The organism is Candidatus Methylomirabilota bacterium (assembly GCA_035315345.1).
Classification (GTDB): domain Bacteria; phylum Methylomirabilota; class Methylomirabilia; order Rokubacteriales; family CSP1-6; genus CAMLFJ01.
Genome location: DATFYA010000074.1, coordinates 1 through 25,745 on the forward strand (window position 1 = coordinate 1; position 25,745 = coordinate 25,745).

Annotated in this window: 25 protein-coding genes and 2 tRNA genes; 9 read left to right on the forward strand and 18 right to left on the reverse strand. The window is 71.5% G+C overall.

Features of this window, described 5'->3' with window-relative positions; genetic code table 11:
- Positions 1-1,004 (forward strand): Ldh family oxidoreductase (locus VKN16_09015; protein HME94341.1); only part of this gene is annotated, 1,004 nt, incomplete at its 5' end.
- Positions 1,005-1,045: 41 nt separating this feature from the next.
- On the opposite strand, the gene VKN16_09020 is transcribed toward VKN16_09015, so the two are convergent.
- Together VKN16_09020 and VKN16_09025 are read right to left on the reverse strand one after the other, a co-directional pair.
- On the reverse strand, positions 1,046-1,975 hold the full coding sequence (locus tag VKN16_09020; GenBank protein ID HME94342.1) for an alpha/beta hydrolase: 930 nt from the start codon (positions 1,973-1,975) through the stop codon (positions 1,046-1,048).
- 98 nt (positions 1,976-2,073) lie between these two features.
- Positions 2,074-3,309, reverse strand: a complete 1,236-nt coding sequence (locus VKN16_09025) for an MFS transporter (protein HME94343.1) — start codon at positions 3,307-3,309, stop codon at positions 2,074-2,076.
- A 140-nt stretch (positions 3,310-3,449) separates the two neighbouring features.
- Here VKN16_09025 and VKN16_09030 point away from each other — a divergent pair, with 140 nt between their 5' ends.
- The 3 genes from VKN16_09030 to VKN16_09040 all read left to right on the forward strand — a co-directional run bounded on the left by VKN16_09030 (position 3,450) and on the right by VKN16_09040 (position 4,391).
- The gene (locus VKN16_09030; protein HME94344.1) at positions 3,450-3,701 is read left to right on the forward strand and encodes a hypothetical protein; all 252 of its coding nucleotides are present in this window, start codon (positions 3,450-3,452) and stop codon (positions 3,699-3,701) included.
- A gap of 48 nt (positions 3,702-3,749) precedes the next feature.
- Positions 3,750-3,944 carry a hypothetical protein gene (locus VKN16_09035; protein ID HME94345.1) on the forward strand — a complete coding sequence of 65 codons (195 nt, stop codon included), beginning with the start codon at positions 3,750-3,752 and terminating at the stop codon, positions 3,942-3,944.
- Positions 3,945-4,244: 300 nt separating this feature from the next.
- A complete protein-coding gene (locus VKN16_09040; GenBank protein ID HME94346.1) occupies positions 4,245-4,391 on the forward strand; it encodes a hypothetical protein in 147 nt (48 codons plus the stop codon).
- On the opposite strand, the gene VKN16_09045 is transcribed toward VKN16_09040, so the two are convergent.
- From VKN16_09045 to VKN16_09060, 4 genes are read right to left on the reverse strand one after another with little or no spacing between them, the layout of a single operon-like run.
- The gene (locus VKN16_09045; GenBank protein ID HME94347.1) at positions 4,379-5,446 is read right to left on the reverse strand and encodes an ABC transporter substrate-binding protein; all 1,068 of its coding nucleotides are present in this window, start codon (positions 5,444-5,446) and stop codon (positions 4,379-4,381) included. The two genes, VKN16_09040 and VKN16_09045, sit on opposite strands and share 13 nt — an antisense overlap.
- 23 nt (positions 5,447-5,469) lie before the next feature.
- Positions 5,470-6,336, reverse strand: coding sequence for an aldo/keto reductase (locus tag VKN16_09050; GenBank protein HME94348.1), 867 nt, complete (start codon positions 6,334-6,336; stop codon positions 5,470-5,472).
- Positions 6,333-8,675 carry a xanthine dehydrogenase family protein molybdopterin-binding subunit gene (locus VKN16_09055; protein ID HME94349.1) on the reverse strand — a complete coding sequence of 781 codons (2,343 nt, stop codon included), beginning with the start codon at positions 8,673-8,675 and terminating at the stop codon, positions 6,333-6,335. The genes VKN16_09050 and VKN16_09055 overlap by 4 nt, the downstream gene beginning before the upstream one ends.
- A gap of 19 nt (positions 8,676-8,694) precedes the next feature.
- A complete protein-coding gene (locus tag VKN16_09060; protein HME94350.1) occupies positions 8,695-9,207 on the reverse strand; it encodes a cupin domain-containing protein in 513 nt (170 codons plus the stop codon).
- Between the two features lie 162 nt (positions 9,208-9,369).
- On the opposite strand from VKN16_09060, the gene VKN16_09065 reads away from it, so the two are divergent.
- Genes VKN16_09065 through VKN16_09080 form a run of 4 tightly spaced genes read left to right on the forward strand, consistent with a single transcriptional unit; the run spans position 9,370 to position 12,640 of the window.
- On the forward strand, positions 9,370-10,215 hold the full coding sequence (locus tag VKN16_09065) for a hypothetical protein (GenBank protein HME94351.1): 846 nt from the start codon (positions 9,370-9,372) through the stop codon (positions 10,213-10,215).
- A complete protein-coding gene (locus VKN16_09070; protein HME94352.1) occupies positions 10,212-10,427 on the forward strand; it encodes an Os1348 family NHLP clan protein in 216 nt (71 codons plus the stop codon). Before VKN16_09065 ends, VKN16_09070 begins: the two co-directional genes overlap by 4 nt.
- Positions 10,428-10,436: 9 nt before the next feature.
- Positions 10,437-11,285, forward strand: coding sequence for a fumarylacetoacetate hydrolase family protein (locus VKN16_09075; GenBank protein HME94353.1), 849 nt, complete (start codon positions 10,437-10,439; stop codon positions 11,283-11,285).
- Positions 11,282-12,640 carry an amidohydrolase family protein gene (locus tag VKN16_09080; protein ID HME94354.1) on the forward strand — a complete coding sequence of 453 codons (1,359 nt, stop codon included), beginning with the start codon at positions 11,282-11,284 and terminating at the stop codon, positions 12,638-12,640. Before VKN16_09075 ends, VKN16_09080 begins: the two co-directional genes overlap by 4 nt.
- A 27-nt stretch (positions 12,641-12,667) precedes the next feature.
- On the opposite strand, the gene VKN16_09085 is transcribed toward VKN16_09080, so the two are convergent.
- On the reverse strand, positions 12,668-13,465 hold the full coding sequence (locus tag VKN16_09085) for an SPOR domain-containing protein (protein HME94355.1): 798 nt from the start codon (positions 13,463-13,465) through the stop codon (positions 12,668-12,670).
- Positions 13,466-13,721: 256 nt separating this feature from the next.
- On the opposite strand from VKN16_09085, the gene VKN16_09090 reads away from it, so the two are divergent.
- Positions 13,722-14,558, forward strand: coding sequence for an SDR family NAD(P)-dependent oxidoreductase (locus VKN16_09090; protein ID HME94356.1), 837 nt, complete (start codon positions 13,722-13,724; stop codon positions 14,556-14,558).
- A gap of 91 nt (positions 14,559-14,649) precedes the next feature.
- Here VKN16_09090 and rnhA read toward each other — a convergent pair whose 3' ends face one another.
- From rnhA to VKN16_09145, 11 genes are all read right to left on the reverse strand, one after another.
- Positions 14,650-15,072 carry a ribonuclease HI gene (gene rnhA, locus VKN16_09095; GenBank protein ID HME94357.1) on the reverse strand — a complete coding sequence of 141 codons (423 nt, stop codon included), beginning with the start codon at positions 15,070-15,072 and terminating at the stop codon, positions 14,650-14,652.
- Positions 15,073-15,153: 81 nt separating this feature from the next.
- Positions 15,154-15,861: a C4-type zinc ribbon domain-containing protein gene (locus tag VKN16_09100; GenBank protein HME94358.1), complete on the reverse strand. Its 708-nt coding sequence runs from the start codon at positions 15,859-15,861 to the stop codon at positions 15,154-15,156.
- Between the two features lie 13 nt (positions 15,862-15,874).
- Positions 15,875-15,950, reverse strand: a tRNA-Ile gene (locus tag VKN16_09105).
- A 23-nt stretch (positions 15,951-15,973) separates the two neighbouring features.
- Positions 15,974-17,791, reverse strand: a complete 1,818-nt coding sequence (gene rpoD, locus VKN16_09110; GenBank protein HME94359.1) for an RNA polymerase sigma factor RpoD — start codon at positions 17,789-17,791, stop codon at positions 15,974-15,976.
- Between the two features lie 24 nt (positions 17,792-17,815).
- A complete protein-coding gene (gene dnaG, locus VKN16_09115; protein ID HME94360.1) occupies positions 17,816-19,741 on the reverse strand; it encodes a DNA primase in 1,926 nt (641 codons plus the stop codon).
- A gap of 72 nt (positions 19,742-19,813) precedes the next feature.
- Complete coding sequence (locus VKN16_09120; GenBank protein ID HME94361.1) at positions 19,814-22,318, reverse strand: endonuclease MutS2; 2,505 nt, start codon at positions 22,316-22,318, stop codon at positions 19,814-19,816.
- Between the two features lie 4 nt (positions 22,319-22,322).
- Positions 22,323-22,865, reverse strand: coding sequence for an aminoacyl-tRNA hydrolase (gene pth / locus VKN16_09125; GenBank protein ID HME94362.1), 543 nt, complete (start codon positions 22,863-22,865; stop codon positions 22,323-22,325).
- Positions 22,866-23,561 (reverse strand): 50S ribosomal protein L25, encoded by a 696-nt coding sequence (locus VKN16_09130; GenBank protein ID HME94363.1) that lies wholly within the window; start codon positions 23,559-23,561, stop codon positions 22,866-22,868.
- A gap of 39 nt (positions 23,562-23,600) precedes the next feature.
- Positions 23,601-24,542, reverse strand: a complete 942-nt coding sequence (locus tag VKN16_09135; protein ID HME94364.1) for a ribose-phosphate pyrophosphokinase — start codon at positions 24,540-24,542, stop codon at positions 23,601-23,603.
- Between the two features lie 220 nt (positions 24,543-24,762).
- Positions 24,763-24,836: transfer RNA gene (locus tag VKN16_09140), tRNA-Gln, on the reverse strand.
- A gap of 6 nt (positions 24,837-24,842) precedes the next feature.
- The gene (locus VKN16_09145) at positions 24,843-25,703 is read right to left on the reverse strand and encodes a 4-(cytidine 5'-diphospho)-2-C-methyl-D-erythritol kinase (protein ID HME94365.1); all 861 of its coding nucleotides are present in this window, start codon (positions 25,701-25,703) and stop codon (positions 24,843-24,845) included.
- Positions 25,704-25,745 lie beyond the last annotated feature (42 nt).

Consider the following 25,745-nt stretch of genomic DNA (forward strand, 5'->3'; position numbering starts at 1 on the left):
CAATGGTCACCGCCGAGATGATGGTGGAGACCGATCTGCGGGGCGTGGACTCGCACGGCATCTCGATGCTGCCGACCTATGATCGCGAGCTGCGCGCGGGTCGGCTCAACATGCGCCCGCAGTGGAAGACGGTGCGCGACCGTCCCGCCATGGCTCGCATCGACGCGGACCGCTCGCTCGGCCATCCGGTGTCGGCACACGCGATGAACCTGGCGGTGGACAAGTGCCTGGCCACCGGGGTCGCGGTGGTCTCGGTGTTCAACTCGCATCACTTCGGGGCGGCCGGCTGCTATGCCAAGATCGCCGCCGATCGCGGCGTGATCGGCATGGTGACCTCGGCCACCCGCGGCGTCACGCTGGTGCCGACGTTCGCGGCCGAGCCGGTGATGGGCACGAACCCGCTCGCCTTCGCGGCGCCGGCCCGCACGAACGCCCCCTTCCAGCTCGACATGGCCACCACCACGGTGGCCGCGGGGAAGGTGAAGGTCCACAAGCTCAACCACAAGCCGGTGCCCGCGGGCTGGGTGGTGGACGGCGACGGCCGCGCGGTCACCGACGAGACGCAGGCCTTCCGCCACGTGTTCGAGACGCCGGAGGGCGGGATCACCCCGCTGGGCGGCCCGCGCGACCTGGGCGGCCACAAGGGCTACGGGCTCGCGGTGCTGGTGCACATCCTCGGCGGCACGCTGGGCGGCGCGTCGTTCTCGCCGCTGCGCAACCGCACCCAGCGCGACTCGGACCCGCACAACATCGGCCATTTCTTCATGGCTATCGATCCGGGCGCCTTCCGCGATGCGGGCGAGTTCGAGCGCGACCTCGACGACGTGATCGACGTGCTGCACGGCGCCAAGCGCGCCGATCCGGCGCAGCCGGTGCTGGTGGCCGGCGATCCCGAGCGCCTCACGCGCGCGGAGCGGCTCGAGCAGGGTGTGCCGATCCCCGACGACCTGATGACGCAGCTCCGCGCGGTCGTGGAGACCGCGCGGGTGCCCTTCCTGCTGTAGGGCCTCACCCTGCCCTCTCCCGGGAAGGGAGAGGGAGAGCGTCAGGCCAGGGCCTTGCGCAGCGCGGTCGCCACCTCGTCGAGACCCGCGCGGGCCTGATCGAGGATGCGAGTCATGCGCATGAAGCCGTGGAACATGCCGGGATACTGCGTGACCGTCACCGGCACCCCCGAGTCGCGCAGCCGCGCCGCGTAGGCGTCGCCCTCGTCGCGCAGCGGATCGCAGCCCGCGGTCATCACCAGCGCGGGCGGCAGGTCGGCGAGGCTCTTGGCCCGCATCGGAGAGGCGGTCACCTCCTGGCCCTGCTCCTCGCGCGAGAGGTAGTGGCGCCAGAACCACCGCATGTCCTCGGTGGTGAGCAGGTAGCCGGTGGCGTTCTCGACGTAGGATTTCGCGCCGAAGTCGTGGTTGGTGACCGGGTAGACCAGCACCTGCAGGAGGATGCGCGGCCCGCGCCGGTCACGCGCGAGCAGGGCCATCACCGCGGCGAGGTTGCCGCCGGCGCTGTCGCCGCCCACCGCGAGGCGCGCCGAGTCGAGCCCGAGGCGCGGGCCGTTGGCGGCGACCCACTTCAGCGCGGTGTAGGAATCCTCCACCGCGACCGGGAACTTGAACTCGGGGGCGAGCCGGTAGTCCACCGACGCCACCGCGCAGCCCGCCGCGTTGACGATGGAGCGGCAGAGCCCGTCGTGGGTGTAGAGGTCGCCGATGACCCAGCCGCCGCCGTGATAGAAGACCAGCACCGGATGCGGGCCGACGCCGGCCGGCGCATACAGGCGCACCGTGATCTCCCCGCCCTCCACCGGCACCCGGTGGTCGGCCACTGCGGGCACGTCCTCGACCGGGCCCAGCCCGGCGGTGCGGGTCCGCATGGCCTCGCGCGCCTCCGTGGGCGTCGAGTCCTTGATCGGCTTGAGATTGAGCGCGGCGATCGTGTCGACGACTCTCTGGGCCTGCGGATCCAGTGGCATGGGCGCCTCCTTCGCGGCGGCAGGTGGATTCGACGACACTAGTGGCTCCGAGGCGCTCCGTCAAGGGCGCCCCCCGCGCGGGCCCGCCGCGCGTCCCGTCAGTGCGCGGCGCCGCGGCGCAGCCGGCGCGCGCCGATCAGCAGGAGGCCCGCGGCCAGCCACGCCAGCGCGCCGTCGAGGACGAAGGCCCCGGACAGGCTGAGCGCGGCCAGCCCGCCGCTGACCAGCGGACTCGCCGCCGTGCCGATCTGCACGCTCAGCGCGAGCCAGCCGAAGGCGGCGCCGCGCCGCTCGCCGCTCACCAGCGTGCCGCCGATGGAGTAGGCGAGCGTCAGCGCCCCGCCGAGGAAGAGCCCGGCGAGACAGCGCAGCGCCATCAGGCTCTGCCATCCTCCCGCGAACGCCATCAACGCGCACGGGAGACCGCCTCCGAGGAGGCCGACCAGGAGCAGCCGCTCGGGCGGCCATCGCTGCGCCAGCCGGCCCGCGAGCAGGGCCGAGCCGGTGGCGCAGATCGCGGCGAGGGAGATGATCTCGCCCGCGGTCGCCGCGATGCGGGTGACGTCGGGCAGGACCGCGACCTTCAACGGCACGAGCAGGGAGAGCCCGCGATCGATGAACTGCCCGGCGAAGAGCAGGGCGAGCACCACCGGGAACCCGCGGGTGGTCCACACCTGCCGCAGCGTGAAGCCGGTCTCGTCGGTGGCGGTCACCGGCCCGCTCGGGCCGAGCGGCCGGCTCTCCGTGAACAGCGCGATGAGCCCGACCAGCGCCAGCGCGCACATGCCGGCGGTGACGAAGAAGGCGTAGCGCAGGCCGAAGTGCGAGGCGACGTACCCGCCGGCGGCGGGGCCGATGGCCACGCTCAGGAGCTGCGCGCCCTGCACGCGCCCGATGGCCACCGGCACCTTGTCCTTCGGGCACGACACGCTGGCCAGGGCCATCGCGAACACCGAGAAGCCGGCGATGACGCCCTGGAGCACGCGCAGCACCAGCAGCTGGGTGACCGAGGTCACCAGCCCCATCGCGGCCACGATGAGGACGAACCCGGCGAGCGAGCGGATCATCATCATCTTGCGCCCGACCCGGTCCGCGAAGCTGCCCCACAGCGGCCCGAGCAAGCCCGCGACCGCGGGCGTCACCGCGGTGAGCACGCCGGACCAGAGGGCCACCCGGGTGGGATCGGTGACGCCCAGCTCCATCACGTAGAGCGGCAGGAACGGCGAGAAGAACTGGAAGCCGACGAAGGCGATGAACACGACGAGGGCCAGGGCCCAGACGTTGCGCTCCCAGCTCTCGAATGTGAGACGCCGTCTCGGGCCGCCGGTCGTCACGCCACCCGGGAGCCTACTACGCGATCGCGTCGTTGCCCACCGCGGTATCGGGTTCTTGCGGAATCCGGGCGACGCCGGCAGCCCGCCCTCCGGCTCGTTCGTCTCAAGGGTGAGCGGTCAACCAGGAGGAGGATCCGGACATGAGCAGAACAGCCATCGTGACCATCGGGTTGTCGATTCTGGTGGGGACGGGTCTCGGGACCACGGTGAGCGGCCTCGGGGCGCGCCCGGCGAGTGCCGACGTGATCCTGCAGCCGGTGAGCTGGGGCGACACCGGCGGCGAGAAGGGCGAGGTGGAGGCGCCGCGTGGCATCGATCAGATCGCCGACGGGCAGAGCGCGCCGCCGCCGCGCTGGGGCGAGCAGGGTGAAATCGAAGCCCCGCGTGCGTGACCCGCACGCCGATGAGTCCCGCGTGAGTGACCGGCGGAGGCCAGCCCGGTGAGACAGCTGGGGCTGCTGCTCCTAGTGCTCGTGGGGCTGGCCGTCGCGCTGGCCGGGCTCGTGCTCGCACGCGGTCAGCCCGCGGCTGACTGCGCGAGCCGCGTGGTGATCGCCCGCGGACCGCACGGCGAGCCGGTGGAGTGCGTCTGCATCGGCGGGCGCCTGTCCACGTGCTTCGATCCCGGTCCCTGAGCGTCGCCACCGGGCCGGGCGGTGGCCAGGGGCTGGCCGGCACGGAATCTCCCCGAGTCCAGGAGGAGTTACGACGGATCTCTCTTCGCGCCGCCTCGCGGCTGGCCGCCGCCGGGCTCGTGGTGATGACGGTGGCGCCGCCCGTGCTGGCTCACGTGGTGGAAGCGGCCGCCTCGATCCCGTCCGAGCACGGGGGAGGACCGCGAGACGCTCGATCGCGCGATCCAGTCCGCCATCGACGACCTGGTCGCTCACGCGATCGCGTTCGAGCCCACCATCGTCTCGCTGCTCGACGCCAAGGTGGTCGGCGACCGGATCTACCTCTTCGTGCTCATCGCCGGCCGCGACGGCGAGGGGGTGATCCGCCTCCTCCTGGCCGATCGGGCCGCGCGGAGGCCCGGGGCGGCCCCGGCGCCTCGGGAGCCCGAGGCGAGCTACCGGCTGTAGCGGTAGGCCGCGGCCTCCGCGGCGATCTTCGCCGGGTCCATGCGGTTGATCTCGTCGATCATCTCGTTGGTGATGAGGTCGCCGGTCGGCACCTTCTGGGTGATCACGCTCCACTTGACCAGGAAGTCGACGTAGGCGCCGTAGTTGGCCTCGGAGCTCTCGCCCCAGCGCTTGACCCCCGCCGGCTCGAGCTTGTAGTGGGGCATGCGGGCCTCGAGGACCTTGATGTCCTCGCGGACCGCGGTGGCCTCGTCCTTCCCGGTGGGCCTGGTCTGGGGGAACATCTCGTAGACGATCCGCACCGCCGCCTCCGGGTTCGCGATCGTGAAGATCGTGCCCTTGGCGTACGACCGCGCGAAGCCGATCAGCTCCTTGCCGCGCGTCTTCAAGGTCTCCTCGGAGGCGAGGAAGCCGTTGCCGGGGAAGCGCTCGATGTCGCGCCGGTCGAGGTAGCGCACCCGCACCCCCGCGTTCTCCACCATCGCGTACTGGGTGTCGAACTGGCTGAGGGCGTCGACCTGCCGGTTGCGCATCATCGCCGCGGTCTGGGCGCCCTCGCCGGCGACCACGATCTGCACGTCGCGCGCCGGATCGAGCCCCGCCGCGGCCACCTGGGCGCGCGCCACCACCACGCCCGCCGAGGCCAGGCTGGTCACGCCGATGGACTTGCCGCGCAGCTCGGCCGGGCTCCGGATCGCGCTGTCCGCGGGCACCGCGATGCCGTACCCGTTGGTCTGGTAGGCGGTGTAGTAGATCTTGGCCTTCACGCCCTGCGGCCGCCCGTTGGCCAGCGGCTCCACGCTCGGCAGCGAGATCGGCACCTCGCCGGTGGCCACTGCCTTCACGCAGTCGGTCGAGCCCGGCAGCGGCACGATCTCCACCTCGAGCCCCTCCTGCTTGAACCAGCCCATCTTCATGGCCACCGCGAAGGGGGAGCCGACCCCCATGCTGATGGTGCGCGCGCAGATGGCCACCCGCAGCTTGGTGGTCTGGGCGAGCAGGTCGGCGGGCGAGAGCCAGAGGATCAACGCAACGGCCAGGACGGCGTGGCGCATGGGGCGATGGTCTCCGGTCGAGATCACGTGGGAAGTCCGAAGAGCGACGACATGCGCGTCGCGTCGTGCAGGGCCGTCATTGCCTCGTCGGAGGGGCGGCGCTGGAACCGGCTGGCCGCGTCCAGCACGCGCGGCAGCAGCGCGAGATCGCCCGCGGTGTTGAGGAAGATGCCGGGACGCCCGAGCACCCAGTGCACCGCGCGGTCGATGTCCTCCTGGCGCTCCAGCGGCTGGTACCAGGTGGCGTGCGTGCGGTCGGCGGCGCCCCACGCCCCGCGCGCGATGCCCTTGATGGTCTGCACCGCCACGTTGCGCTCGCGGCAGATCGCCGCGACCTCCTCGAAAGCCTCGCGATAGCGCGGGCTCTGGTCCATGAAGTAGTTGTAGGGGAGCAACACCGAGTCGAAGTCGAAGCGGGCGAGGCTCCGCCGGTGCATCGCCGCGATGGTCCAGCCGTGCCCGGTGACCCCGATGGCCCGCACGAGCCCTTGCTGCTTCGCCTCGACCAGCGCCTCCAGGGCGCCGCCCGGTCCCATGGCCCGGTCCCAGTCGTCGGGATGCGCGAGCGAGTGCAGCTGGATCAGGTCCACCGAGTCGACTTTCAGTCGCTCGAGCGAGCGATGCAGGTCCTCGCGCGCCTCCCGGGCGCCTCGCGAGCCGGTCTTGGTGGCGAGGAAGAAATCGCGGCGGTGCCGGGCCATCCAGGGCCCGATGCGCACCTCGGAATCGCCGTAGCGGGCGGCGGTGTCGATATGGTTGACCCCGTAGCGCAGCAGCACCTCCAGCGCGCGGTCGGCCTCGTCCTGGCTGACGCGGGCCAGCGCGGCGGCGCCGAACAGGGTGACGGTGGACTGATGCCCGGTGCGTCCGAACGGCCGGCGCTCGATCATGATCGCGTCTCCTCCCGGGGCCGGGCCGGCCAGCGGCCGGAGGCCCGCAGCAGCTCGAAGACCCGCGCGGAGGTGACCGGCGGCCGGTCGATCTCCACGCCGTAGTCGGCCAGCGCGTCCTCGACCGCGTTGGCCACCGTGGCCGCCGGGGCAATCACCCCGCTCTCGCCCACCCCCTTGATGCCGAGCGGGTTGATCACGGATGGGAAGTCCATGTGCACCACGTCGAGCGGCGGCATCTCGTCCGCGCGCGGCAGCGGGTAGTCCATCAGGGTGCCGGTGAGGAGCTGGCCCGCCTCGTCGTAGATGAGCGACTCGCCGAGCGCGCTGCCCAGCCCCTGCGCGATGCCGCCGTGGAGCTGGCCCTCCACGATCACCGGGTTGATCGCCCGCCCGCAGTCGTGCATGGCGGCCAGCCGCAGCAGCGAGATCGCGCACGACTCCAGATCCACCTCGGCCACGACGCCCTGCACGCCGAAGGCCCACGTCACGGTGTCGGGATAGAAGAACGCGCAGGCGCTGAGCCCGGGGCCGCCGGCCTCGGCCACCGCCCGGCTCCGCACCGCGGCGCGCGCCACCTGGCCGAGGGTCACGCGCTGGTCCGGCACCCCGCGCACGTGCACGTGGCCGTCGGCCAGCACCACGTCGTCCGGCGCGCACTCGAACAGCTCGGCGCCGACCAGCCGGGCCTTGTGGGCGACGGCCGCCGCGGAGCGCTGCACCGCGGGGCCTCCCACCGCGGCCACCCGGCTCGCGATGGTGCCCATGCCATAGCCGACCAGGCTCGTATCGCCCCCGACCACCACCACCGACTCGAGCGGGACGGCCAGCTCGTCGGCGGTGATCTGCGCGAGCGTGGTCTCGTGGCCCTGGCCCTGGGCGCACACGCCCAGGTGCACGAACACGGTGCCGTTGGGATCGACCCGGATGTCGGCGCCCTCGAAGGGCCCGATGCCGGTGCCCTCGACGTAGGCGCAGAGGCCGATGCCGATCGGCCGCGGGCCGCCGCGCCGCTCGGCCTGCCGCGCCCGCCAGCCCTCGTAGTCGAGCGTCTCGAGCAGGCGCTCGAAGGCGGCCGGGTAGTCGGCGGGATCGTAGATGATCGGCGCGCCGTCGCGGTAGGTGAGCCCGGTCGGGCTCGGCATCTCGTCGGGCCGGATCAGATTGCGCCGCCGCAATTCGGCGGGATCCATGCCGAGGCGCCGCGCCGCGCGATCGAGCAGGCGGTCGAGGACGAAGGCGGCCTCCGGGCGACCGGCGCCGCGATAGGCGGCCGCGAAGGTCTTGTGGGTGACCACGTTGCGGCCGGCCCCGCGATAGTGCGGCACGCGATACGGGCCGGGCAGGTGATTGATCGTATTCAGGGTGATGGCCTCGCCCAGGGTGGGTGCGGCACCGTGATCGCGGGTGAAGCGCGTCTCGATGCCCACGATGCGGCCGTCGCGCTCCACCCCGATGCGCGCCTCGTGGACCTGGTCGCGATCGCCCGCGGCGATGAGGCAGTGCTCGGTGCGGGTCTCGGTCCACTTCACGGGCCGGCCCAGCCGTCGCGCGACCGCGGCCACGAGAATGTCCTCGGGATAGACGTGGCCCTTCACCCCGAAGCCGCCGCCCACGTCGGGCACCAGCACCCGGACGCGCTCCTCGGGCAGACCGACCACCGGCGCGATGCCGCTGCGCACCGCGAAGGGCACCTGCGTCGACGTCCACACCGTGAGGCCGCCGCCGATGGGATCGGGCGCGGCCAGCACCCCGCGCGTCTCGAGCGGCATGCCGGCCACGCGCGGATAGGCCAGTCGCGCGGAGACGACCAGCGCGGCGCCGGCCAGCGCGCCGGCCGGGTCGCCCGTGCCGCCGCTCGTGACGGAGGCCACATTGTCGGGCCACTCGTCGTTGACGCGCGGGGCCCCGGGCGCGGTGGCCGCCTCGGGGCCGAGCGCGGCGGGCAGGGGATGGTAGGCGACCGCGACGCGCTCGGCGCCGTCGGCGGCCACGTACGGATCGCTCGCCACCACCACCGCGACCGCCTCGCCCACGTGGCGCACGCGGCGCCCGGCCATCACCGGGTGGATGTAGCGGCGGCCGCCCGGCTCGGGCACGAGCGGCGGCACGGTGGCGGCGGCCAGCTCCGGCAGATCGTCGAGCGTCCACACCGCGACGATGCCGGGCAGCGCGCGGGCGGCGCCGCCGTCGACGCCGAGCACGCGCGCGTGCGCGTGCTGGCTCCGCACGACCACCAGATGGAGCAGGCCGTCGACGCGCACGTCGTCGAGGTAGCGGCCCCGCCCCGCGACGAAGCGGCCGTCCTCCTTGCGCTTCGGCGAGGCGCCGACCAGCATCGGCGAGGGCGCCGGGATCCTAGCCGCGCGAGCCCGCCGCGCGCAGGTGCTCGTCGCGGCGGGATTGCAGATCGCCGTCGGTGTACGTCATCAGCTCGGGCCTGGCCTTGCCCAGCATCACCTGCAGGTACGCCGGCTCGAGCCCCACGTTGGTGAAGCCGTGGATGACGTTGGCCGGGCACGACACGCAGTCCCACGGCCCGAGCACGGTCTCGGCGCGATGACCGGCGCCGTCCTCGAGGAAGACCGCGACCTTGCCCTCGAGGATGAAGAAGACCTCCTCGACCTCGTGGGTGTGAGGCGCGTTGCCCTGACCGGGCGGGACGAACATGATCGAGAGCGTGAAGTGCTCCGCGGGTATGACCGCGGCGTCGGCCTTGCCGGAGGCGCCCGAGCCGATGAAGCGATGCTGGGCCCGCCGGAAGCCCTCCACGCGCGCGTCGGCGAAGGCGTCCCAGTCGGCCTTCCGATCGGTGAAGCGCGCCACGTGCGAGACGAGCAGGTGCTCCAGGGATTGTGCGGTCTGGGTCATGTCGGTCTCCTCCGGGAGCCTCAGTCTAGTCGCTCGGCCGCGAGGTCGCAATACGGCGGTGGCCGCGGGTCGCGGGACCTCGCCTTGATTCGGCCCGGCCCATCCGCTACGATCCGCGCTGCGACGGTTCTCCGCGCGAGATCCGCACCAGGAGGCTCATCCATGGGCAAGATCGTCTTCGCGGGCGCGATGTCCCACGTGCTCGATCCCGACTACTACCAGCGTGCCTGCGGCGACGAGGGCCGCCAGAAGGTGACCGCGTGCATGACCGAGATCGCGCGGATGGGCGAGCGCTTCTCGGCCACCCGGGCGGACGCCCTGATCGTGGTGGCCGACGACCATCTCAACGCGTTCTCGTTCAACGCGGTGCCGGCCCTGTGCGTGCGCATCGGCCGGACGGTGCAGCGCATGAAGCAGGACCGCGCCGAGGCCTTCGACGCGGTGCTCGAGCACATGCCGGACCGCTACCCGCTGCACGAGGACCTGGCCAACCAGATCCTCGAGCGTGGGCTCGCGAGCGGATTCGACCTGGCCATGTCGTGGGAAGCGCCGGTGGATCACGCCTTCCTGAGCCCGGTCAACACCATGCACGGCACCCGCCCGATCCCGCCGCTGGTGCCGATCTGGGTGAACTGCTTCGTGGCGCCCCAGCCGACGCCGAAGCGCTGCTTCGACTTCGGCCGGCACCTGGCCGGCGTGGTCGGCGCCTCGCCCTGGAACGTGGGCATCATCGCCACCGGCGGGCTCTCGCATTTCCCGGAATTGTCGCTGCCGCGGGTGGGCGAGACCGACACCGTCTTCGACCGCCGCCTCATCCACTGGATGGAGCGCGGCGAGCACGAGCCGCTGCAGGAGCTGACGGTGGACGAGCTGCACAAGACCGGCGAGCACGAGTTCCTGAACTGGATGGTGCTGCTCGGCGCGGTGGCGCCCGCCCGCGCGCAGGTGCGCTACTTCGGCGAGCTGCGGCGCATCAACCTGGCCGCGGTGGAATGGAGCCTGCCGTGAGCCGCTACGAGGTCAACAGCCTGCTCTATCGGCTCAAGAAGGATCCCGAGTTCCGGGCGCGCTTCGATCGCGACGCGCGGGCCGCGCTGGCCGACGCCGACCTGACCGAGGCGGAGCGCGAGGCCTTCGTGGCCCACGACATGCGCCGGATCAACGAGCTGGGCGGCTATCTCCATCTGGTCATGTCCATCCCGGGCCTGGCCGCCCACTAGGTCTCGACCATGAAGCTGGTGCGGTTCGGGCGGGCCGGCGCGGAGCGGCCGGGGCTCGTGGACGCCGACGGCGGGCTGCGCGATCTCTCGGGCGTGGTGGAGGACATCACGCCCGAGGTGCTGTCGCCCGCCGGGCTCAAGCGGCTGCGCGCGGCCCGGCCCGATCGCCTGCCGGCGGTGCGGGGCAACCCGCGGCTCGGCTGCCCGCTGCGGGGCATCGGCAAGATCGTCTGCATCGGGCTGAACTACACCGACCACGCCGTGGAGGTCTCGCTGCCGCTGCCCAAGGAGCCGACCATCTTCATCAAGGCCAACAGCGCGATCAGCGGCCCCGACGATCCGATCGCCCGGCCGCCCGGCGCGCACAAGCTCGACTACGAAGTCGAGCTGGTGGCGGTGATCGGTCGCGTCGCGCAGGGCGTGGACGAGGCGCGCGCGCTGGACCACGTGGCCGGCTACTGCCTGATGAACGACGTCTCCGAGCGCGAGTTCCAGATGGAGCACGGCGGCGGCACCACCAAGGGCAAGAGCTGCGACACCTTCGCGCCCATCGGGCCCTGGCTGGTCACCGCCGACGAGATCCCGGACCCGCAGGCCCTCGCCCTGTGGACGACGGTGAACGGCGAGCGGCGCCAGCAGGGCAGCGCGCGGGACATGGTGTTCCCGGTGCGCGCGCTCGTGGCCTACGTGAGCCGCTTCATGACGCTGCGGCCGGGCGATCTGCTCTCCACCGGCACGCCCGCCGGCGTGGGCCACGGGGCCAAGCCGCCGCGCTATCTCGAGCCCGGCGACACGGTGGAGCAGGGGATCGACGGCCTCGGCCGGCAGCACCATCGGGTGGTCCAGCGCCGCGCGTGATCCTCGTCGAGCACGGCACCGTCATCACCGTCGACGGTACGCGTCGGATCCTGGGCGACGGCTCCATCCTGATCGACCGCGGCGAGATCCTCGAGGTCGGCCCGGCCCGCGACGTGCGCCCGCCGCGCGCGCCCGACCGGGTGATCGACGCCCGCAACCTGGTGGTGGCTCCCGGGTTCGTCGACACCCACGTGCATCTGTCGGAGCACCTCAACCGGGGGCTCCTGCTCGACGACATCCCGGTGGATCGCTACCTGCCCGACTGGCTGATTCCGCTGTACTCGGTGATGACCGCCGAGGACGAGCAGCACGCGGCCCTGCTCGCCGGCATCGAGATGATCCGCACCGGCACCACCACCTTCTGCGAGGCGGGCACGCTCTTCGACGTGCTCGCGGTGGCCGAGGCGGTCGAGCGTCTCGGCATGCGCGCGATCCTGGGGCGCTGGACGTGGGATCTCGAGACCGGGCCCGATCGCATGCGCCAGACCACCGAGCAGGCGCTGCGGGCCAACGAGGAGATGCTGGAGGCGATCAACTCCCGCGAGGGCCTGGTGCGCGCCTGGCCGCTGCTGCTGGGCTTCGGCACCTGCTCGGCGGCGCTGATCCGCGGCGCCCATGCGCTCGCGGACCGCTCCGGCGTGGGCTGGGGCATGATGCACCTGGCCTCGCACCCCTCGCGCCGGACGCGCGACCGCCTGCCGCTGGCCACCCTGGACGGCTGGGGCGTGCTGGGCCCGCGCACCAAGCTCTCGCACATGGTCTACCTGGACGACGCCGACATCGCCCTGCTCGCCCGGCGCTCGGTCAAGGTCAGCCACTGTCCCACCGCGGGGCTCAAGCACACCAAGGGGCTCGCCGCCCACGCACGCGTGCCCGAGATGATCGCGGGCGGGGTGTGCGTCTCGCTGGGCGGCGACAGCGGCAACGGCTCCAATCACTTCGACATGCTGCGGATGATGTACCTGGTCGCCAACCTCTACAAGGATGCGCGGCTGGACGTGGGCGTGATGCCGCCCGAGACGGTGATGGAGATGGCGACCCGGCGCGGGGCGGAGTCGCTGCTGATGGAGCGCCAGATCGGCTCGATCGAGCCGGGCAAGCGCGCCGACCTCGTCTTCTACGATCGCGACGCGCCGGAGTGGCGGCCCCTGCTGAACCCGCTCAACAACCTCGTCTACGCGGCGACCGGCTCGAGCGTGCGCAGCGTGATGATCGACGGCCGGCTGGTCCTCGACGAGGGGCGGATCACCACGGTGGACGAGCGGGCGGTGTACGAGCGGGTCGAGGTGCTGGCCCGCCGTCAGGTGGAGCGCGCCGGGCTGCGTATCGAGAGCAGGTGGCCGCGGCTGTCCTGAGCGGGGCCGCGGCCACCCGGTCGGACTCTAGAGGACGAAGCCGCGGAAGCCCTTGCGCGCCAGCGCGTCGCGCGCCGACTCGGCCTGCTCGCGCGAGGCGTAGCCGCCGACCCGCACCACCCACGGAACCGCGGAGGACTCGACTCGCTGCACGTCGGCGCGATAGCCGTCGCGCTTGACGCGGGCGGCGAGACGGCCGGCCTGCTTGGCGTTCTTGAAGGCTGCGATCTGCACCGAGTACGTCCGCTTGGACGCCGCGGGCTTCGTCGACTTCTCGTGGGTCGCGCTCCTGGCGGCCACCGGCGTGGGCGCGGGCGGGGCGGCGCGCACCGGCGCCTTGGGCGGCGCGTCCTGCGTCGGCGCGGCGGGCGCGGGCGCCACCGCCGGGGCCGGGGGCGGCGTGGCGTTCGCGGTCGGCGTCGCGGCCGGGGTGGCCGTCTCGGCGCGCGGCTCCTCGGCCGGCGCGCCGGTCGAGGGCTTGGCGGTCACGGTCGAGATGACCGACTCGGGCGTCGCCTCGCGGGCATCGTGCTGACCGGGCTTGCCGAGGTCGTACCAGCCGAGCCAGTGCGGGATCGCGAAGACGAGCACGAAGGTGGCCGCCGCGGCGGCGACGCCGATCCAGATGCCGCGGAACGCGGAGTCGCGCGGCGGCTCCATGTCCTCGTCGAGATCGTCGTCGAGCCACGAGGGCTCTTCGAGCGTCGGGAACTCGTTCTCGTTTTGCGCGGCGAGCTGCGCGTCGTGCGTCTCGGCGGACGCGCGCGGCGTCTCGCCGTCGCGTGGAGCCTCATGGTCCGGTCGCGTCTCGTGATCGGTGAGCATAGGTTCGTCTTAGCATGGGCCCCCGCGCGCTCCGGCAAGAATAAGCATCGGGGACATCCCCATCCGGTGACGCCGCGCGGCAGTCGAGATCTCGCGCGCCGGTGGCCTTGACTCCCGGCCCCGCGCGGACGTACGGTGCACCGGCGATGTCAATCTGCTGACACCTTCCGGAGGGTAGCATGGGGCAAGCCCCTGATCGTCCAGACGGCGAGCGCGAGCCGGCCCAACGGGCCCGTCCCACGATGGAAGGCTAGCCGTGCGACTTCAAGACCGGATCGCGCTCGTCACCGGCGGCGGCTCCGGGATCGGACGGGCCATCGCGGTGCGGTTCGCCGAGGAGGGCGCGCGGGTCATCGTCAACGACGTCGCGGCGGAGCGTGCGCACGAGACGATCGCGGCGATCGCGGCCCGCGCCGAGTCGCCGCGCGGCCGGGCGATCGCGGCCGACGTGGCCGACTCCGGGCAGGTGCGGCGGATGTTCGCCGAGATCGACCGGGAATTCGGGGGGCTGGACATCCTCGTCAACAACGCGGGGATCGCGGAGACCGCGGCGGGAGACCGGGAGCGCATCAGCGCCAAGGCGGAGGCGCGCGTCGCCGAGACGATGTCGGGGCAGCCGATCACCACCCACTGGGACGTCACGCAGGAGATGTCCGACGAGGCGTGGCATCGCATGATCGGGGTGCATCTGAACGGGACGTTCTTCTGCACGCGCGAGGCGCTGCGGCTGATGGCCCGGCGCAACCGCGGGGCGATCATCAACATGTCGAGTGTGGCCGCCCTGATGGGGCTCGACGCGACGCCGCACTACAGCGCGGCCAAGGGCGGCATCCTGGCCTTCACGCGGGCCCTCGCGCGCGAGGTGGCCTCGCGTGGGATCCGGGTCAACGCAATCTGCCCGGGCTACATCGACACGCCGATGACGGCGCCGATCTCGCCCCTCATGCAGCGGGTGATCTTGAGCCGGACGCCGATGAACCGCATGGGCGCGCCCGAGGAGATCGCCTCGACCGCGCTCTTCCTGGCATCGGACGACGGCTCCTACTTCACGGGCCAGTGGCTCTCCCCCAACGGCGGCCTCCACATCGGATAGTCCGGGGTCAGGTCTTGCATTACGACATTTTCGGCCCGCGTGCCGACACGGCACACGGTGGAAATGTCGTAATGCAAGACCTGACCCCGAGCTAGACGACGCGGAGGATGCCGGCGCGGGCGAGGGCGTCGGCGCGGTCGTTGAGGAGATCGCCGCTGTGGCCGGCGACCTTGTGCCAGGTGACGTCGTGCCGCTCGACCAGCGCGATGAGCGCCTCCCAGAGGTCGCGGTTCTCCACCGGCTTCTTCTGCGCGTTGAGCCAGCCGTTCTTGCGCCACCGCTCGTACCACCGGTCGCGGAAGCAGTTGATCACGTACGCGCTGTCGCTGTAGATCGCCACCCGACGGCGGCCGGTCAAGGTCTGCAGGCCCTTGATGGGAGCGGTCAGCTCCATGCGCTGATTGGTGGTGGGATTCTCGCCGCCCGACATCTCGGTCTCGCGCCCGTCTTCGATCAGGACGACGCCCCAGCCGCCGGGGCCGGGATTGCCCGAGCAGGCGCCGTCCGTGTACATGATCACCGGGGGTGGCGTGGACGTTGAGATCGGAGCGCCCTCACCGTGCCCTCTCCCCCGAAGGGGAGAGGGAGAGGGGGATCAGGAAGGCCAGTAGAGGTAGCGGCCGCAGGACTCGCAGGGAATCAGCGAGGACTGCGCGCGAAGCTCCTGCAGACGCTGCGGCGTGATCGTCATCCGGCAGGCTCCGCAGAAATTCGGCTTCGTCACCGGCACGAGGGCCAGCCCCGCGCGGGCGCGCAGGATCCGGTCGTAGTCGGCCAGGATGTTCGCGGGCAGCTTGGAGGCCAGCTCTCGGCGCTCGGTCCGCACCGCGGCCAGATCGGTCTCGATCCCGCGCAGCTGCTCCTTGAGCGTGGCCTCCTCGCTGCGTCCCTGGCTCTCCCGTTGCTTGAAGCGGGCCTCGGTCTCGCGGATGTCGCCGGTGAGCCGCTCCTGCGACTCCATCAAGACGAGGACCTCCTCCTCCATGCGGGCCTTCTCCTGCTTGATCTCCTCGATCTCGATCAGGACCGCGGAGTACTCCTTGTTGGTCTTGACCTCGTAGAGGCGGGCCTCGTTCTTGGCGCGCTTGGCCTGGACGACCTCGAGATCCTTCTCTTTGGCGCGCTGGTCCTTGCGGGCGGCGTCGAGGCGGGTCCTGGTCTGCTCGACCTGCTTGCGGGCTTCCTCGACGGCGGCGTGGATGGCGGCGATCTCCTTGGGGAGGCGGGCGGCGTCGGCCTCGAGCACGCCGATGCGCGTGTCGATCGCCTGCAGGCTGATCAGGAGCTGGAGCTGCTGGTCCATTTCATATCTAGTTTGGTGGGCCCACTTGGACTCGAACCAAGACCGGACCGGTTATGAGCCGGGGGCTCTGCCAATTGAGCTATGGGCCCGGCGGTCATGATACCACTCCGGCTCACGACTCCAGGAAGCTCCGCAGCTTCTTGGAGCGCGAGGGATGCCGCAGCTTGCGCAGAGCCTTGGCCTCGATCTGACGGATGCGCTCGCGGGTGACCGCGAAATCCTGGCCCACCTCCTCGAGCGTGTGCTCGCAGCCGTCGGAGAGGCCGAAGCGCAGCCGCAGCACCTTCTCCTCCCGCGGCGTGAGGGAGTTCAGGACCCGGTTGGTCTGCTCCCGCAGCGAGAGCCCGATCATGCTCTCCACCGGCGAGCCCACCTGCTTGTCCTCGATGAAGTCGCCCAGGTGGCTGTCCTCCTCCTCGCCGATGGGGGTCTCGAGCGAGATCGGCTCCTGGGCGATCTTGAGGACCTTGCGGACCTTGTCCACCGGCACTTCCATCTTCACCGCGATCTCTTCCGGAGTGGGCTCGCGCCCGAGCTCCTGCACGAGCTGGCGGGACGTCCGGATGAGCTTGTTGATGGTCTCGATCATGTGCACCGGGATCCGGATGGTGCGGGCCTGGTCCGCGATCGCGCGGGTGATGGCCTGGCGGATCCACCAGGTCGCGTAGGTCGAGAACTTGTAGCCGCGGCGATACTCGAACTTGTCGACGGCCTTCATCAGGCCGATGTTGCCTTCCTGGATCAGATCGAGGAACTGTAGCCCCCGGTTGGTGTACTTCTTGGCGATCGAGATGACCAATCTCAGATTCGCCTCGACCATCTCCTTCTTGGCCCGCGCCGCCTTGGCCTCGCCCTGCTTGATGACCTTGACGATGTTCTTCAGCTCCTCGGCCCGCGCGTCGGCCAGCTCCTCGGAGCGCTTGATCTTCTGCTGGGCCACCCACACCAGCCGGTCCTTGATCTGCGGATACTTCGCGGCCGCCTTCTGGTACAGGTCGCGGTCGCCGTCGTCACGATCGTCGTCGGCCAGCGAGGAGAGGAACGCGTCCACCGCGGTCGGAGCCGGGCGGCGGCCGTCGGACCACAGCGCGATCTCGCGCTCGGCCCGGTGGATCTTCTCGACCAGCTTCTTGAGATCGGCGCCCCACAGATCGAGCAGGGACTGCTGGAGGTTGAGACCGCGGAGGATCGAGAGGACCTTGCCCTTCTTGGCTTCGGCCTGCGCTTCGACCTTCTTCCAGGCCGGCTCGGCCTTGCCCCGCTTGCGGCCGCCCGTCTTGGCCTTGAGCCGCCGCCACTGGTGGGTGAGCGTCTCGCGCTCGCGCAGGAGCCGGTCCACGTTGCCCAGCTCGCGGATCACCGAGCGTCGGAGGGCCTCTTCCTTCTCCTCGGTCGACTCCTCCTCGGGGAAGTCGACCACGTCCTTGATCGGGGCTTCGTTCCGGCGCAGCTCCTCGCGGAGCGCGCGAATCTTCTCGACCGCGAGGCTGGTGGAGAGGATGGCGGCGGTGGCCTCGTCCTTGCCCTCCTCGATCCGCTTGGCGAGCGTGATCTCGCCCTCGCGGGTGAGCAGGGCCACCTTGCCCATCTCACGCAGGTAGAGCCGGACCGGATCCTCGGTGCGGCCGACCGGCCCCGGGGTCAGGTCGATGCGGCGCGGCTCCGGCTCCTCGTCGTCCGGCTCGGGATCGGCGGCTTGCGAGGCCATCTCCGACGGCAGTCGCGCCGCCTTGGTCGAGTCCACGAGCTCGATGTCCATCGAGCCGAACATCAGCATGATGTCGTCGAGCTGATCGAGGGTCACCAGATCGGAAGGCAGGGCGTCGTTCACCTCGTCGTAGGTGAGGAAGCCCTTCTGCTTGCCCTTCGCGATGAGCTTGTCCAGCTCCTCGATCTTCGGTTCTTCGGCCGTCTTCGACTCGTTCGCCATGCTTCGCCGTTCTCCTGGTGGGGGTTAGGGTGTCCCTGCCTGGCGCTGGGGGTCTGCCGATCCCTGGGTCGACAGCCCCGGGCGCGCCAGGGCCAACTCCCTGACGGCCTCCGCCTCCCGTTGCAGATCACGCTGCAGCGACCGCAGCTCGTTCTCGAGCGCAGGCAGCGCCGGATCGCCGCCGGCCTGGGCGTCAATGATGGCCCGCGTCACCTGGCGTACCCGATGTTTGCGATGCCGGATATGGTACCGCCTCTTGAGCTCCGCGACGTGACTATGTGTGTCGACCCACTTCCGCTCCTCGACCAGGAGGGCGGCGAGCAGCCCGCGCTCGCGGTCGCCCGGCATGTCGGCCATGAGTGCTTCGGGAGCCCCATCGGGAGTGCGCCGCAACGCATTCAGCACCAGCCGTAGCCCCGGGTGAACGACATCCGCCTCTTCGAGAAGGGGAAGCAGCTCCGCTCTGGCCTCGTCAACTTGCAAGAGCAGGGCCACCAGATCGCGCTCGAACGGAACTGGCGGCGGCCACGAATCTCCGGAGGCGGCCTCCTGCGTCGTGTCGCCGACCTGCTCCGGTCTCCGCCCTCGCGCGCGCGCACCTTGCAGCTGCTGCGCCTCGATCCAGAGCTGGGTGGAGTCCACGCCGAGCCGCCGAGCAGCCTCGCGGGCCAGCGCGGTGGCCTCCTCGGCATTGGCCACCTTCGAGAGGATCAGGGCGACGCGGGCGTGGGCGTTGCTGCGACCGCGGGCGGTCGCCAGGTCTTCCTCGCCGAGGGCCTTCTCCAGCACGAACGACAGGAGCGGACGCGCGGCTTCGAGCCGAGCGGTGAGCGCGGCGGCGCCCTCGGCGCGGAGCAGGCTGTCGGGATCGTGCCCGGTGGGCAGCAGGGCCACGCGGATCGGCAGGTGCCCGGCCTTCTCGAAGCCGCCGGTGCGCGCGACCGACCAGCCGAGGTTCTGCAGATCCATCACGTCGTTCATCATCTCCTCGAGCCGGCTCGAGGCCTTCTGGCCCGCCGCGTCGGCGTCGAAGAGGGCGAGCACCTCGTCGGCGTAGCGCCGCAGCAGGCCGAGCTGCGCGGCGGTGAACGCGGTGCCCAGCGCCGCCACCGTCTCGTCGAATCCGTGCTGGTGCGCCATGAGGCAGTCGAGGTAGCCCTCGACGATGATGGCGCGGCTCCGCTCCCGGATCGCGGTCTTGGCCACGTCGAGGGCGTAGAGCATCTGACCCTTCACGTACAGTGCGGTCTCCGGGGAGTTGAGGTACTTCGGCTCCTCGCCCGACAGGGCGCGGCCGCCGAAGGCCACCACGCGGCCCTGCACGTCGCGGATCGGGAAGAGGAGGCGGCCGCGGAAGCGATCGTAGAAGCCGGGGCCGTTCTGGCGGGGCAGCGCGAGTCCGGCCTGCACGAGCGCCTCCTCGCCGATGCCTTGCCGGGCCATCACGGAGAGCAGCGCGTTCCAGCCCTCTGGCGCGAAACCCAACCCGAAGCGCCGCGCCACTTCGACATCGACGCCGCGCTGGTCGAGATAGGCCTGCGCCTTCTCGCCGCCGCGCTCCCAGAGCGACTGGGTGTAGAACTCGGCCGCGAGGGCCATCACGCGGCGCACGCCCTCGAGCTTGCTCTCGGTCTCGGGGGCGCGGCCGCCCGCGTCGGGCAGGGCGACGCCGGCCCGATCGGCCAGCGCGCGCACCGCCTCCGGGAAGGCCACGCGGTCCTGACGCATCAGGAAGCTGAAGGCGTCGCCGCCGGCTCCGCAGCCGAAGCAGTGGTAGATGTTGCGCTTCGGATTCACGGTGAACGAGGGCGTCTTCTCGGTGTGGAAGGGGCAGAGGCCCTTCCAGTTCTCCCCGGTCCGCTTGAGCTTCACGAACTGCCCGACGATCTCGACGATGTCGATCCGGGCGCGGATCTCGTCGAGGTGCTGCTGGGAGAATCCGCCCGCCATGCGGCTATTCGGATGCGGGGGGCCGGACAGGGCCCCCACGCTCCCCGAGAGTGCGCGCTACCGGATGCGGTCTCATCCCTGAGACAACGTCGCCACGGTGGCGCCGGCGCCGCCTTCGGACGGCGCGCCGGGGCGGTGCTCGGCCACGAGGGGATGACCGCTCAGCAGGTCCTCGACCGCGCGGCGGAGGGCGCCGGTGCCCTTGCCGTGGATGATGCGCACCGAGGTGAGGCCGGCCATGAAGGCGTCGTCGAGATACTTCTCCAGCAGGTCGCGGGCCTCCGCGGTGGTGCGTCCGATGAGGTGCAGCTCCACCGATACGCCGCTCTTGCCCGGGACGGCCACCGTGCTCCGGGCTCGCGAGGTCCCCTGTTCCGTCACCATCCGGGGGGCAGAGTACATGACTCCCTCGCCCCGCGCCAGCACGCGCAGCGCCTGGGCCGGCACCTTGACCGTGATCGCGCCCGCCTGCACGGTGGCGGTCTCGCCGTCGAGGCTCACCACGTGGCCCTTGAGCCCGAGATGGGTGATCTCGACCCGATCGCCCGCCGCGGGCGGCGCCGCGGCGGCATCGGCGGCCGCGGCCGGCGCCGGCTCGCCCACGCGCTTCGCGGTCTCCGTCAGCCGCTTGCGCGCGCGATCGAGATCGGGCCGGCTCTTGTCGGCGCGCTTGAGCCGGTCCCACTCGTCGTTGACTTGACGCCGCACCTCGGCGACCAGGCGCTGGGCCTCGGCCCGCGCGCGGGCCATCGTCTCGCGCGCGCTCGTCCGCGCCGCCTCCATCTCGGCCTGCGCCCGGGCAAGCAGCCCGGCGCTCTCCGCCTCGCGCCGCTCGATGGCCGCGCCGCGCTCGGCGTCGCGGCGGTCCCGATCGTCGAGGCGGGCGAGCAATTCCTGGAGCTGGCGCTGCTGGGTCGATCGCTGGGCGTGAGCCCGCTCGATGAGCGCCGCGGGCAGGCCCAGGCGCGCGCCGATGGCGAGCGCGTAGCTCTGGCCGGGCCGGTCGTACACGAGACGGAAGGTGGGGGCGAGCCGCTCCGCATCGAACTCCACCGAGGCGTTGCGCGCCTTCGGGTACGTGGACGCGAAACCCTTGAGCGGCTCGAGATGCGTGGACGCCGCGACCGTCGCCCCGCGCCCGGCCAGCGCCTCCAGCACCGCCTGGGCCAGCGCGGCGCCGTCATCGGGATCGGTGCCCGCGCCCAATTCGTCGAGGAGCACCAGCGAGCGGTCGTCCACGCGCTCGAGCACCTCGCGCAGCTGCTTGACAAAGGCGGAGAACGTGGAGAGGTTCTCGGCCACGCTCTGATCGTCGCCCACGATGGCGAAGAGCTGCGAGAACACCGGCAGCCGCGCCCCGTCGCGCGCGGGCACGTGGCAGCCGGACTGGGCCATCAGCGCGAGCAGGCCGAGGGTCTTGAGCGCCACCGTCTTGCCGCCGGCGTTGGGGCCGGTGATGACGAGCAGGGGCCGGTCCGCCCCGATCTCGATGTCCATCGGGATGACTGCGAATCCGCTCGGCTCGCCTTCGGCTGCCCCTCGCCCGGCCGTTAATCCGCTCGGCTCGCCGTCGGCTGCCCCTCGCCCGGCCGCTGGCCCGGCAACCCTCCAGGACTGGGCAAGGAGGAGTGGATTGCGCGCGCCGAGCAGCCGGATCTCGCGGTCTTCGCCGACCGCGGGCTCGGTCGCCTCCATGCGCTCGGCGAGGGCGCCGCGGGCGAAGATCAGATCGAGCCCGCCGATGCCGGCCACGAGGGCGTCGAGGTCGGGCAGGGCCTCGCGGACCGCGTCGGTCAGGGCGGCCAGGATCCGGACGACCTCGGCTTCCTCTTCGCGGGCCACCTGCACGAGGTCGTTGTTGGCCTCGACCATCGCCTCCGGCTCGACGAAGAGCGTGGCGCCGCTCTGCGAACGGTCGTGCACGATGCCGCGGAGCCGGCCCTTGGCCTCGGCGCGGATCGGCAGGACGTAGCGGCCGTGGCGGACCGTGACGTAGCGCTCCTGGAACGTGGTGTCTGCGTTGGGACCGTTGAAATAGCTCTCGAGCCGCTTGACGATCTCGCGCCGCAGATCGCGGATGCGCTGGCGCAGCCGGCGCAGGGCGGGCGAGGCCTCGTCGCGCACCTGGCCGTCCGGGTCGAGCGAGCGCCCCAGGAGATCGGCCAGCGGCTGCTGCTGCGGCACGCCCGCGACCGCGGCGGCCAGATCGGGCGCGACCGGCGCGATGGCGCGGCCGTACGCGCGCAGGCGGGCCGCCGCCTCGATGAGCGGCAGCAGGGCGGCCAGGTCGGCGCCCTCCGCCACGGATCCCGGTACCCGCGCGGCCTCCAGCGTGGGCCGCACGTCGGGAATGCCGTCGAGCGGCGGCGCACCCTGCTGCGCCAGCGCGGCCCGCGCCTGGGCGGTCTCCGCGAGCCCGCGGCGGATCGCGGCCAGATCGGTCACCGGGGTGGTCGCGTGCGCGCGCTCGTGACCCATCGCGGTGCGGGTCTCGCGCGCGAGCAGATCCAGCACCTCGGCCCACTCGAGGCCGCCGCTGCCGGCCGAGAGGCGAAGCGCGGTGGTCGAGGCGGTCATGGGGTCACCGCCGCTCCACCAGCCGGAGCGCCTGATCGGCGGCGTCGTCACAGGCGGCGGCGATCGCCTCGTGCTCCTCCGGGTAGAAGGGCGACAGCACGTGGTCGGAGACCTGGGCGCGGTCCTCGCCGGGACGGCCGGGTCGCCCGATGCCGATCTTCACCCGACGCAGTTCGTCGGTGCCGAAGGCGGCGATCAGGGAGCGGACGCCGTTGTGGCCGCCCGCGCTGCCCTTCAGGCGCACGCGTACCTTGCCGAGCGGGAGGTCGAGATCGTCGAAGACCACGATGAGGTCGGCGGGGCCCAGGTGCAGCTTGCGAGCGAGGCGGAGCAGCGGAGGTCCGGTGACGTTCATGAAGCTGCCCGGCTTGATCAGCAGCAGCGTCTCGCCCTGCCAGCGCCCCTGCGCGACGGCGTGGGCGCCGTCGCGCTCGAAGCGCGCATGAATACGGCGGGCCAGCGCGTCCACCACGCGCTGGCCCACGTTGTGTCGAGTGTTGCGGTACTTCGGTCCGGGGTTGCCCAGTCCGACGATGGCCTGGGCCACTTACTTCTTCTTTTCGCCTCCGCCCTTGTCGCCCTCGGCCGCCACTTCCTCCTTGGGCTTGCGCTCGGTGAGCACCTCGGGCTCGGCCGCCGTCGCTTCCGTCGTCACCGCCGCGGTGGGCGCCGCCACCTCTTCCGCCGCCGGCGGGGCCACCGTCACCACCGCCTGGTTCGGATCGTTGAGCACGCGCACACCCTCGGGGACCTTGAGATCCTTGACGGTGAGCACGTCGTGGATGTTGAGGCCGGTGACGTCGGCCTCCAGGTACTCGGGGATGTTGCCGGGCAGGCAGGAGACCCGCACCTCGCGGAGCACCATCTCCAGGATGCCCTGCGACTCCTTCACACCCACCGACTCACCCACGTGGTGGATCGCCACCGAGACCTGGATGGCACGATCCATCGCGACTTCCTGCAGGTCCACGTGGATGAGGTTTTCCGAGACCGGATCGAACTGCATGTCCCGGATGATGGCCATCGTGCCGTCGGTGGATCCCTCGAAGGTCACCCGGAACAACTGGGTGCTGCCCTCGTGGCCGTGGATGAGACGGAGGATGTCCTTCGGCGGCACCGCGATGCTCACCGGGCTCGCCCCGCCGTAGAGGATCGCCGGCACCAGGCCGTTTCGCCGCAGGCGCTTGGCCGGGCCCTTGCCGACGCCGTCCCGCTTCTTGATGGTCAGCTCACGCAATTCCATGACTCTCGGCTCCTTTGGTAGTAGCTCTCGGGTCTCCGCTCACACGAAGAGCGTCGAGACCGATTCCTCGTCGTGAATGCGCCGGATCGCCTCCGCCAGCAGGGGGGCCACCGACAGCACCCGCATGTTCGGCAGCTGCCGCTCGGGAGTGAGCGGGATCGTGTTCGTGATGACGACCTCTTCCAGGGTCGATTCCTTGATGCGGGTGATCGCGGGCCCCGACAGCACCCCGTGGACCGCGCAGGCCAGGATGCGCCGCGCGCCCTCGCGCTGCAGCGCATCCACCGCCTGGATCAGGGTGCCGCCGGTGTCGATCATGTCGTCGATGATCACTACGTCCTTGCCTCGGACGTCGCCGATCAGGTGCATGAACACCGCGACGTTGTTGCCGTCGCGTCGCTTGTCGATGATGGCGAGGCCGGCCTTGAACCGCTTGGCGTTGGCTCGCGCCCGCTCCACGCCGCCCGCGTCGGGGGACACCAGCACCGGATCCTTGAGGTCCTTCTTGGCCAGGTAGTCCAGGATGACCGGCGGCGCGGCGAGGAGATGGTCCACGGGAATGTTGAAGAAGCCCTGGATCTGTCCGGCGTGCAGGTCGATCGCGAGCACGCGGTGGGCGCCCGCCGCGGTGATGAGATCGGCCACCAGCTTGGCGGTGATCGGCACCCGCGGCTGCACCTTGCGGTCCTGCCGGCCGTAGCCGTAGTAGGGCAGCACCGCGGTGATGCGCCGGGCCGAGGCGCGCTTGAACGCGTCGATCATCACGAGCAGCTCCATCAGATGATCGTTCACCGGCGGGCAGGTGGGCTGGACCACGAAGACGTCCTCGCCGCGGACGTTCTCGTTGATCTGCACGTAGACCTCGCCGTCGGAGAACCGCGAGACGTCCGCGTCACCCAGCGGGAGCTGGAGCGTCTTGGCGATCTCCTCCGCCAGCGGCCGGTTCGCGTTGCCCGAGAACAGCTTCAGCTCGTAAGCCATGATGTCTCCGTGGCGGTCGTGCGGCCCGCGTGCGCGGACCCTCGTGACCCCTCTATATATCCGCTCGGCTCGCCTTCGGCTGCACCTCGCCAAGCCACTGCCGGCTCGCCTTCGGCTGCCCCTCGCCAAGCCACTGCCGGCTCGCCTTCGGCTGCCCCTCGCCGAGCCACTGCACCTCGCCAAGCCACTGCGGGGCTGCGTCGTCGCGACCCCCGCGAAGTGGCTGGGGCGGGAGGAATCGAACCTCCATTGCGGGGTCCAAAGCCCCGAGTCCTGCCACTGAACGACGCCCCAGTGGAATCACGTCGCCCGGATCGCCGGTCCCGAGTTCGTTCGCACCGCCCAGCAGGCCCAGCCCGCTCGGCTCACCCGGCTCCGGATCTGACGCGCATGGTCCAGAGACCGCGCCATCCCGAACACCGTCGGCCCGCTTCCCGACATGATCGCTCCGAGCGCGCCCGCTGCCAAGAGCGCCGCCTTCATGCGGCCGATGACCGGCAGCACCGGCTCGACCAGGCCCTCCAGGTTGTTCGTCAGCGCCGCCGCCACTCGGTTGACGTTCCGGGTGCGGAGCGCCTCGATCACCCGGTCGGTGCCCACCGGCTCCGCACGCCAGCCCGTCGGCACCCGCCCGTAGACTTCGCGGGTCGACAGCGGTACCCGCGGATTCACCAGCACCAGCGCGTAGCCGCCTCCGCCCGGCAGCGGGGCCAGCTGCTCGCCCCGTCCTCGCGCCACTGCTCGCCCGGCGCCCAGGAAGAAGGGCACGTCCATGCCGAGCTCGACCGCCAGCTCCTGCAGGCGCGCCGTCGGCCAGCGCAGCTTCCAGAGCCGGCTGAGCCCCCAGAGTGTGGCCGCCGCGTCGCTCGATCCGCCGCCGAGCCCGGCCGCCACCGGGATCCGCTTCTGCAGCCGGATCCGGGCACCGGTCTCGATGCCGGCGGCCTTCTGGAGCAGGCGGGCCGCACGCATCACGAGGTTGCCTTCGTCGGTCGGCAGGTCGGGGTCGTCCGTGTGAAGGGACAGGCTGTCGGCCGTCTCCACCGCGATCCGATCGAAGAGGTCCACCGCCTGCAGCACCGTTGCGATCTCGTGATAGCCGTCCGCCCGCTTTCCCAGCACCTCGAGGGCCAAGTTGACTTTGGCCGAGGCGCGGAGCACCAGCTCCCGGCTACCCCGTGACCGCTTCGACAAGGCCCGCAC

Bases quoted from the DNA above. Each gene is read 5' to 3' on its own strand.
- VKN16_09020 (HME94342.1), bottom strand. From the start codon at position 1,975: ATGCCACTGGATCCGCAGGCCCAGAGAGTCGTCGACACGATCGCCGCG.
- VKN16_09030 (HME94344.1), top strand. From the start codon at position 3,450: ATGAGCAGAACAGCCATCGTGACCATCGGGTTGTCGATTCTGGTGGGG.
- VKN16_09045 (HME94347.1), bottom strand. From the start codon at position 5,446: ATGCGCCACGCCGTCCTGGCCGTTGCGTTGATCCTCTGGCTCTCGCCC.
- VKN16_09050 (HME94348.1), bottom strand. From the start codon at position 6,336: ATGATCGAGCGCCGGCCGTTCGGACGCACCGGGCATCAGTCCACCGTC.
- VKN16_09055 (HME94349.1), bottom strand. From the start codon at position 8,675: ATGCTGGTCGGCGCCTCGCCGAAGCGCAAGGAGGACGGCCGCTTCGTC.
- VKN16_09060 (HME94350.1), bottom strand. From the start codon at position 9,207: ATGACCCAGACCGCACAATCCCTGGAGCACCTGCTCGTCTCGCACGTG.
- VKN16_09065 (HME94351.1), top strand. From the start codon at position 9,370: ATGGGCAAGATCGTCTTCGCGGGCGCGATGTCCCACGTGCTCGATCCC.
- VKN16_09075 (HME94353.1), top strand. From the start codon at position 10,437: ATGAAGCTGGTGCGGTTCGGGCGGGCCGGCGCGGAGCGGCCGGGGCTC.
- VKN16_09085 (HME94355.1), bottom strand. From the start codon at position 13,465: ATGCTCACCGATCACGAGACGCGACCGGACCATGAGGCTCCACGCGAC.
- rnhA (HME94357.1), bottom strand. From the start codon at position 15,072: ATGTACACGGACGGCGCCTGCTCGGGCAATCCCGGCCCCGGCGGCTGG.
- VKN16_09100 (HME94358.1), bottom strand. From the start codon at position 15,861: ATGGACCAGCAGCTCCAGCTCCTGATCAGCCTGCAGGCGATCGACACG.
- rpoD (HME94359.1), bottom strand. From the start codon at position 17,791: ATGGCGAACGAGTCGAAGACGGCCGAAGAACCGAAGATCGAGGAGCTG.
- dnaG (HME94360.1), bottom strand. From the start codon at position 19,741: ATGGCGGGCGGATTCTCCCAGCAGCACCTCGACGAGATCCGCGCCCGG.
- VKN16_09120 (HME94361.1), bottom strand. From the start codon at position 22,318: ATGACCGCCTCGACCACCGCGCTTCGCCTCTCGGCCGGCAGCGGCGGC.
- VKN16_09130 (HME94363.1), bottom strand. From the start codon at position 23,561: ATGGAATTGCGTGAGCTGACCATCAAGAAGCGGGACGGCGTCGGCAAG.
- VKN16_09135 (HME94364.1), bottom strand. From the start codon at position 24,542: ATGGCTTACGAGCTGAAGCTGTTCTCGGGCAACGCGAACCGGCCGCTG.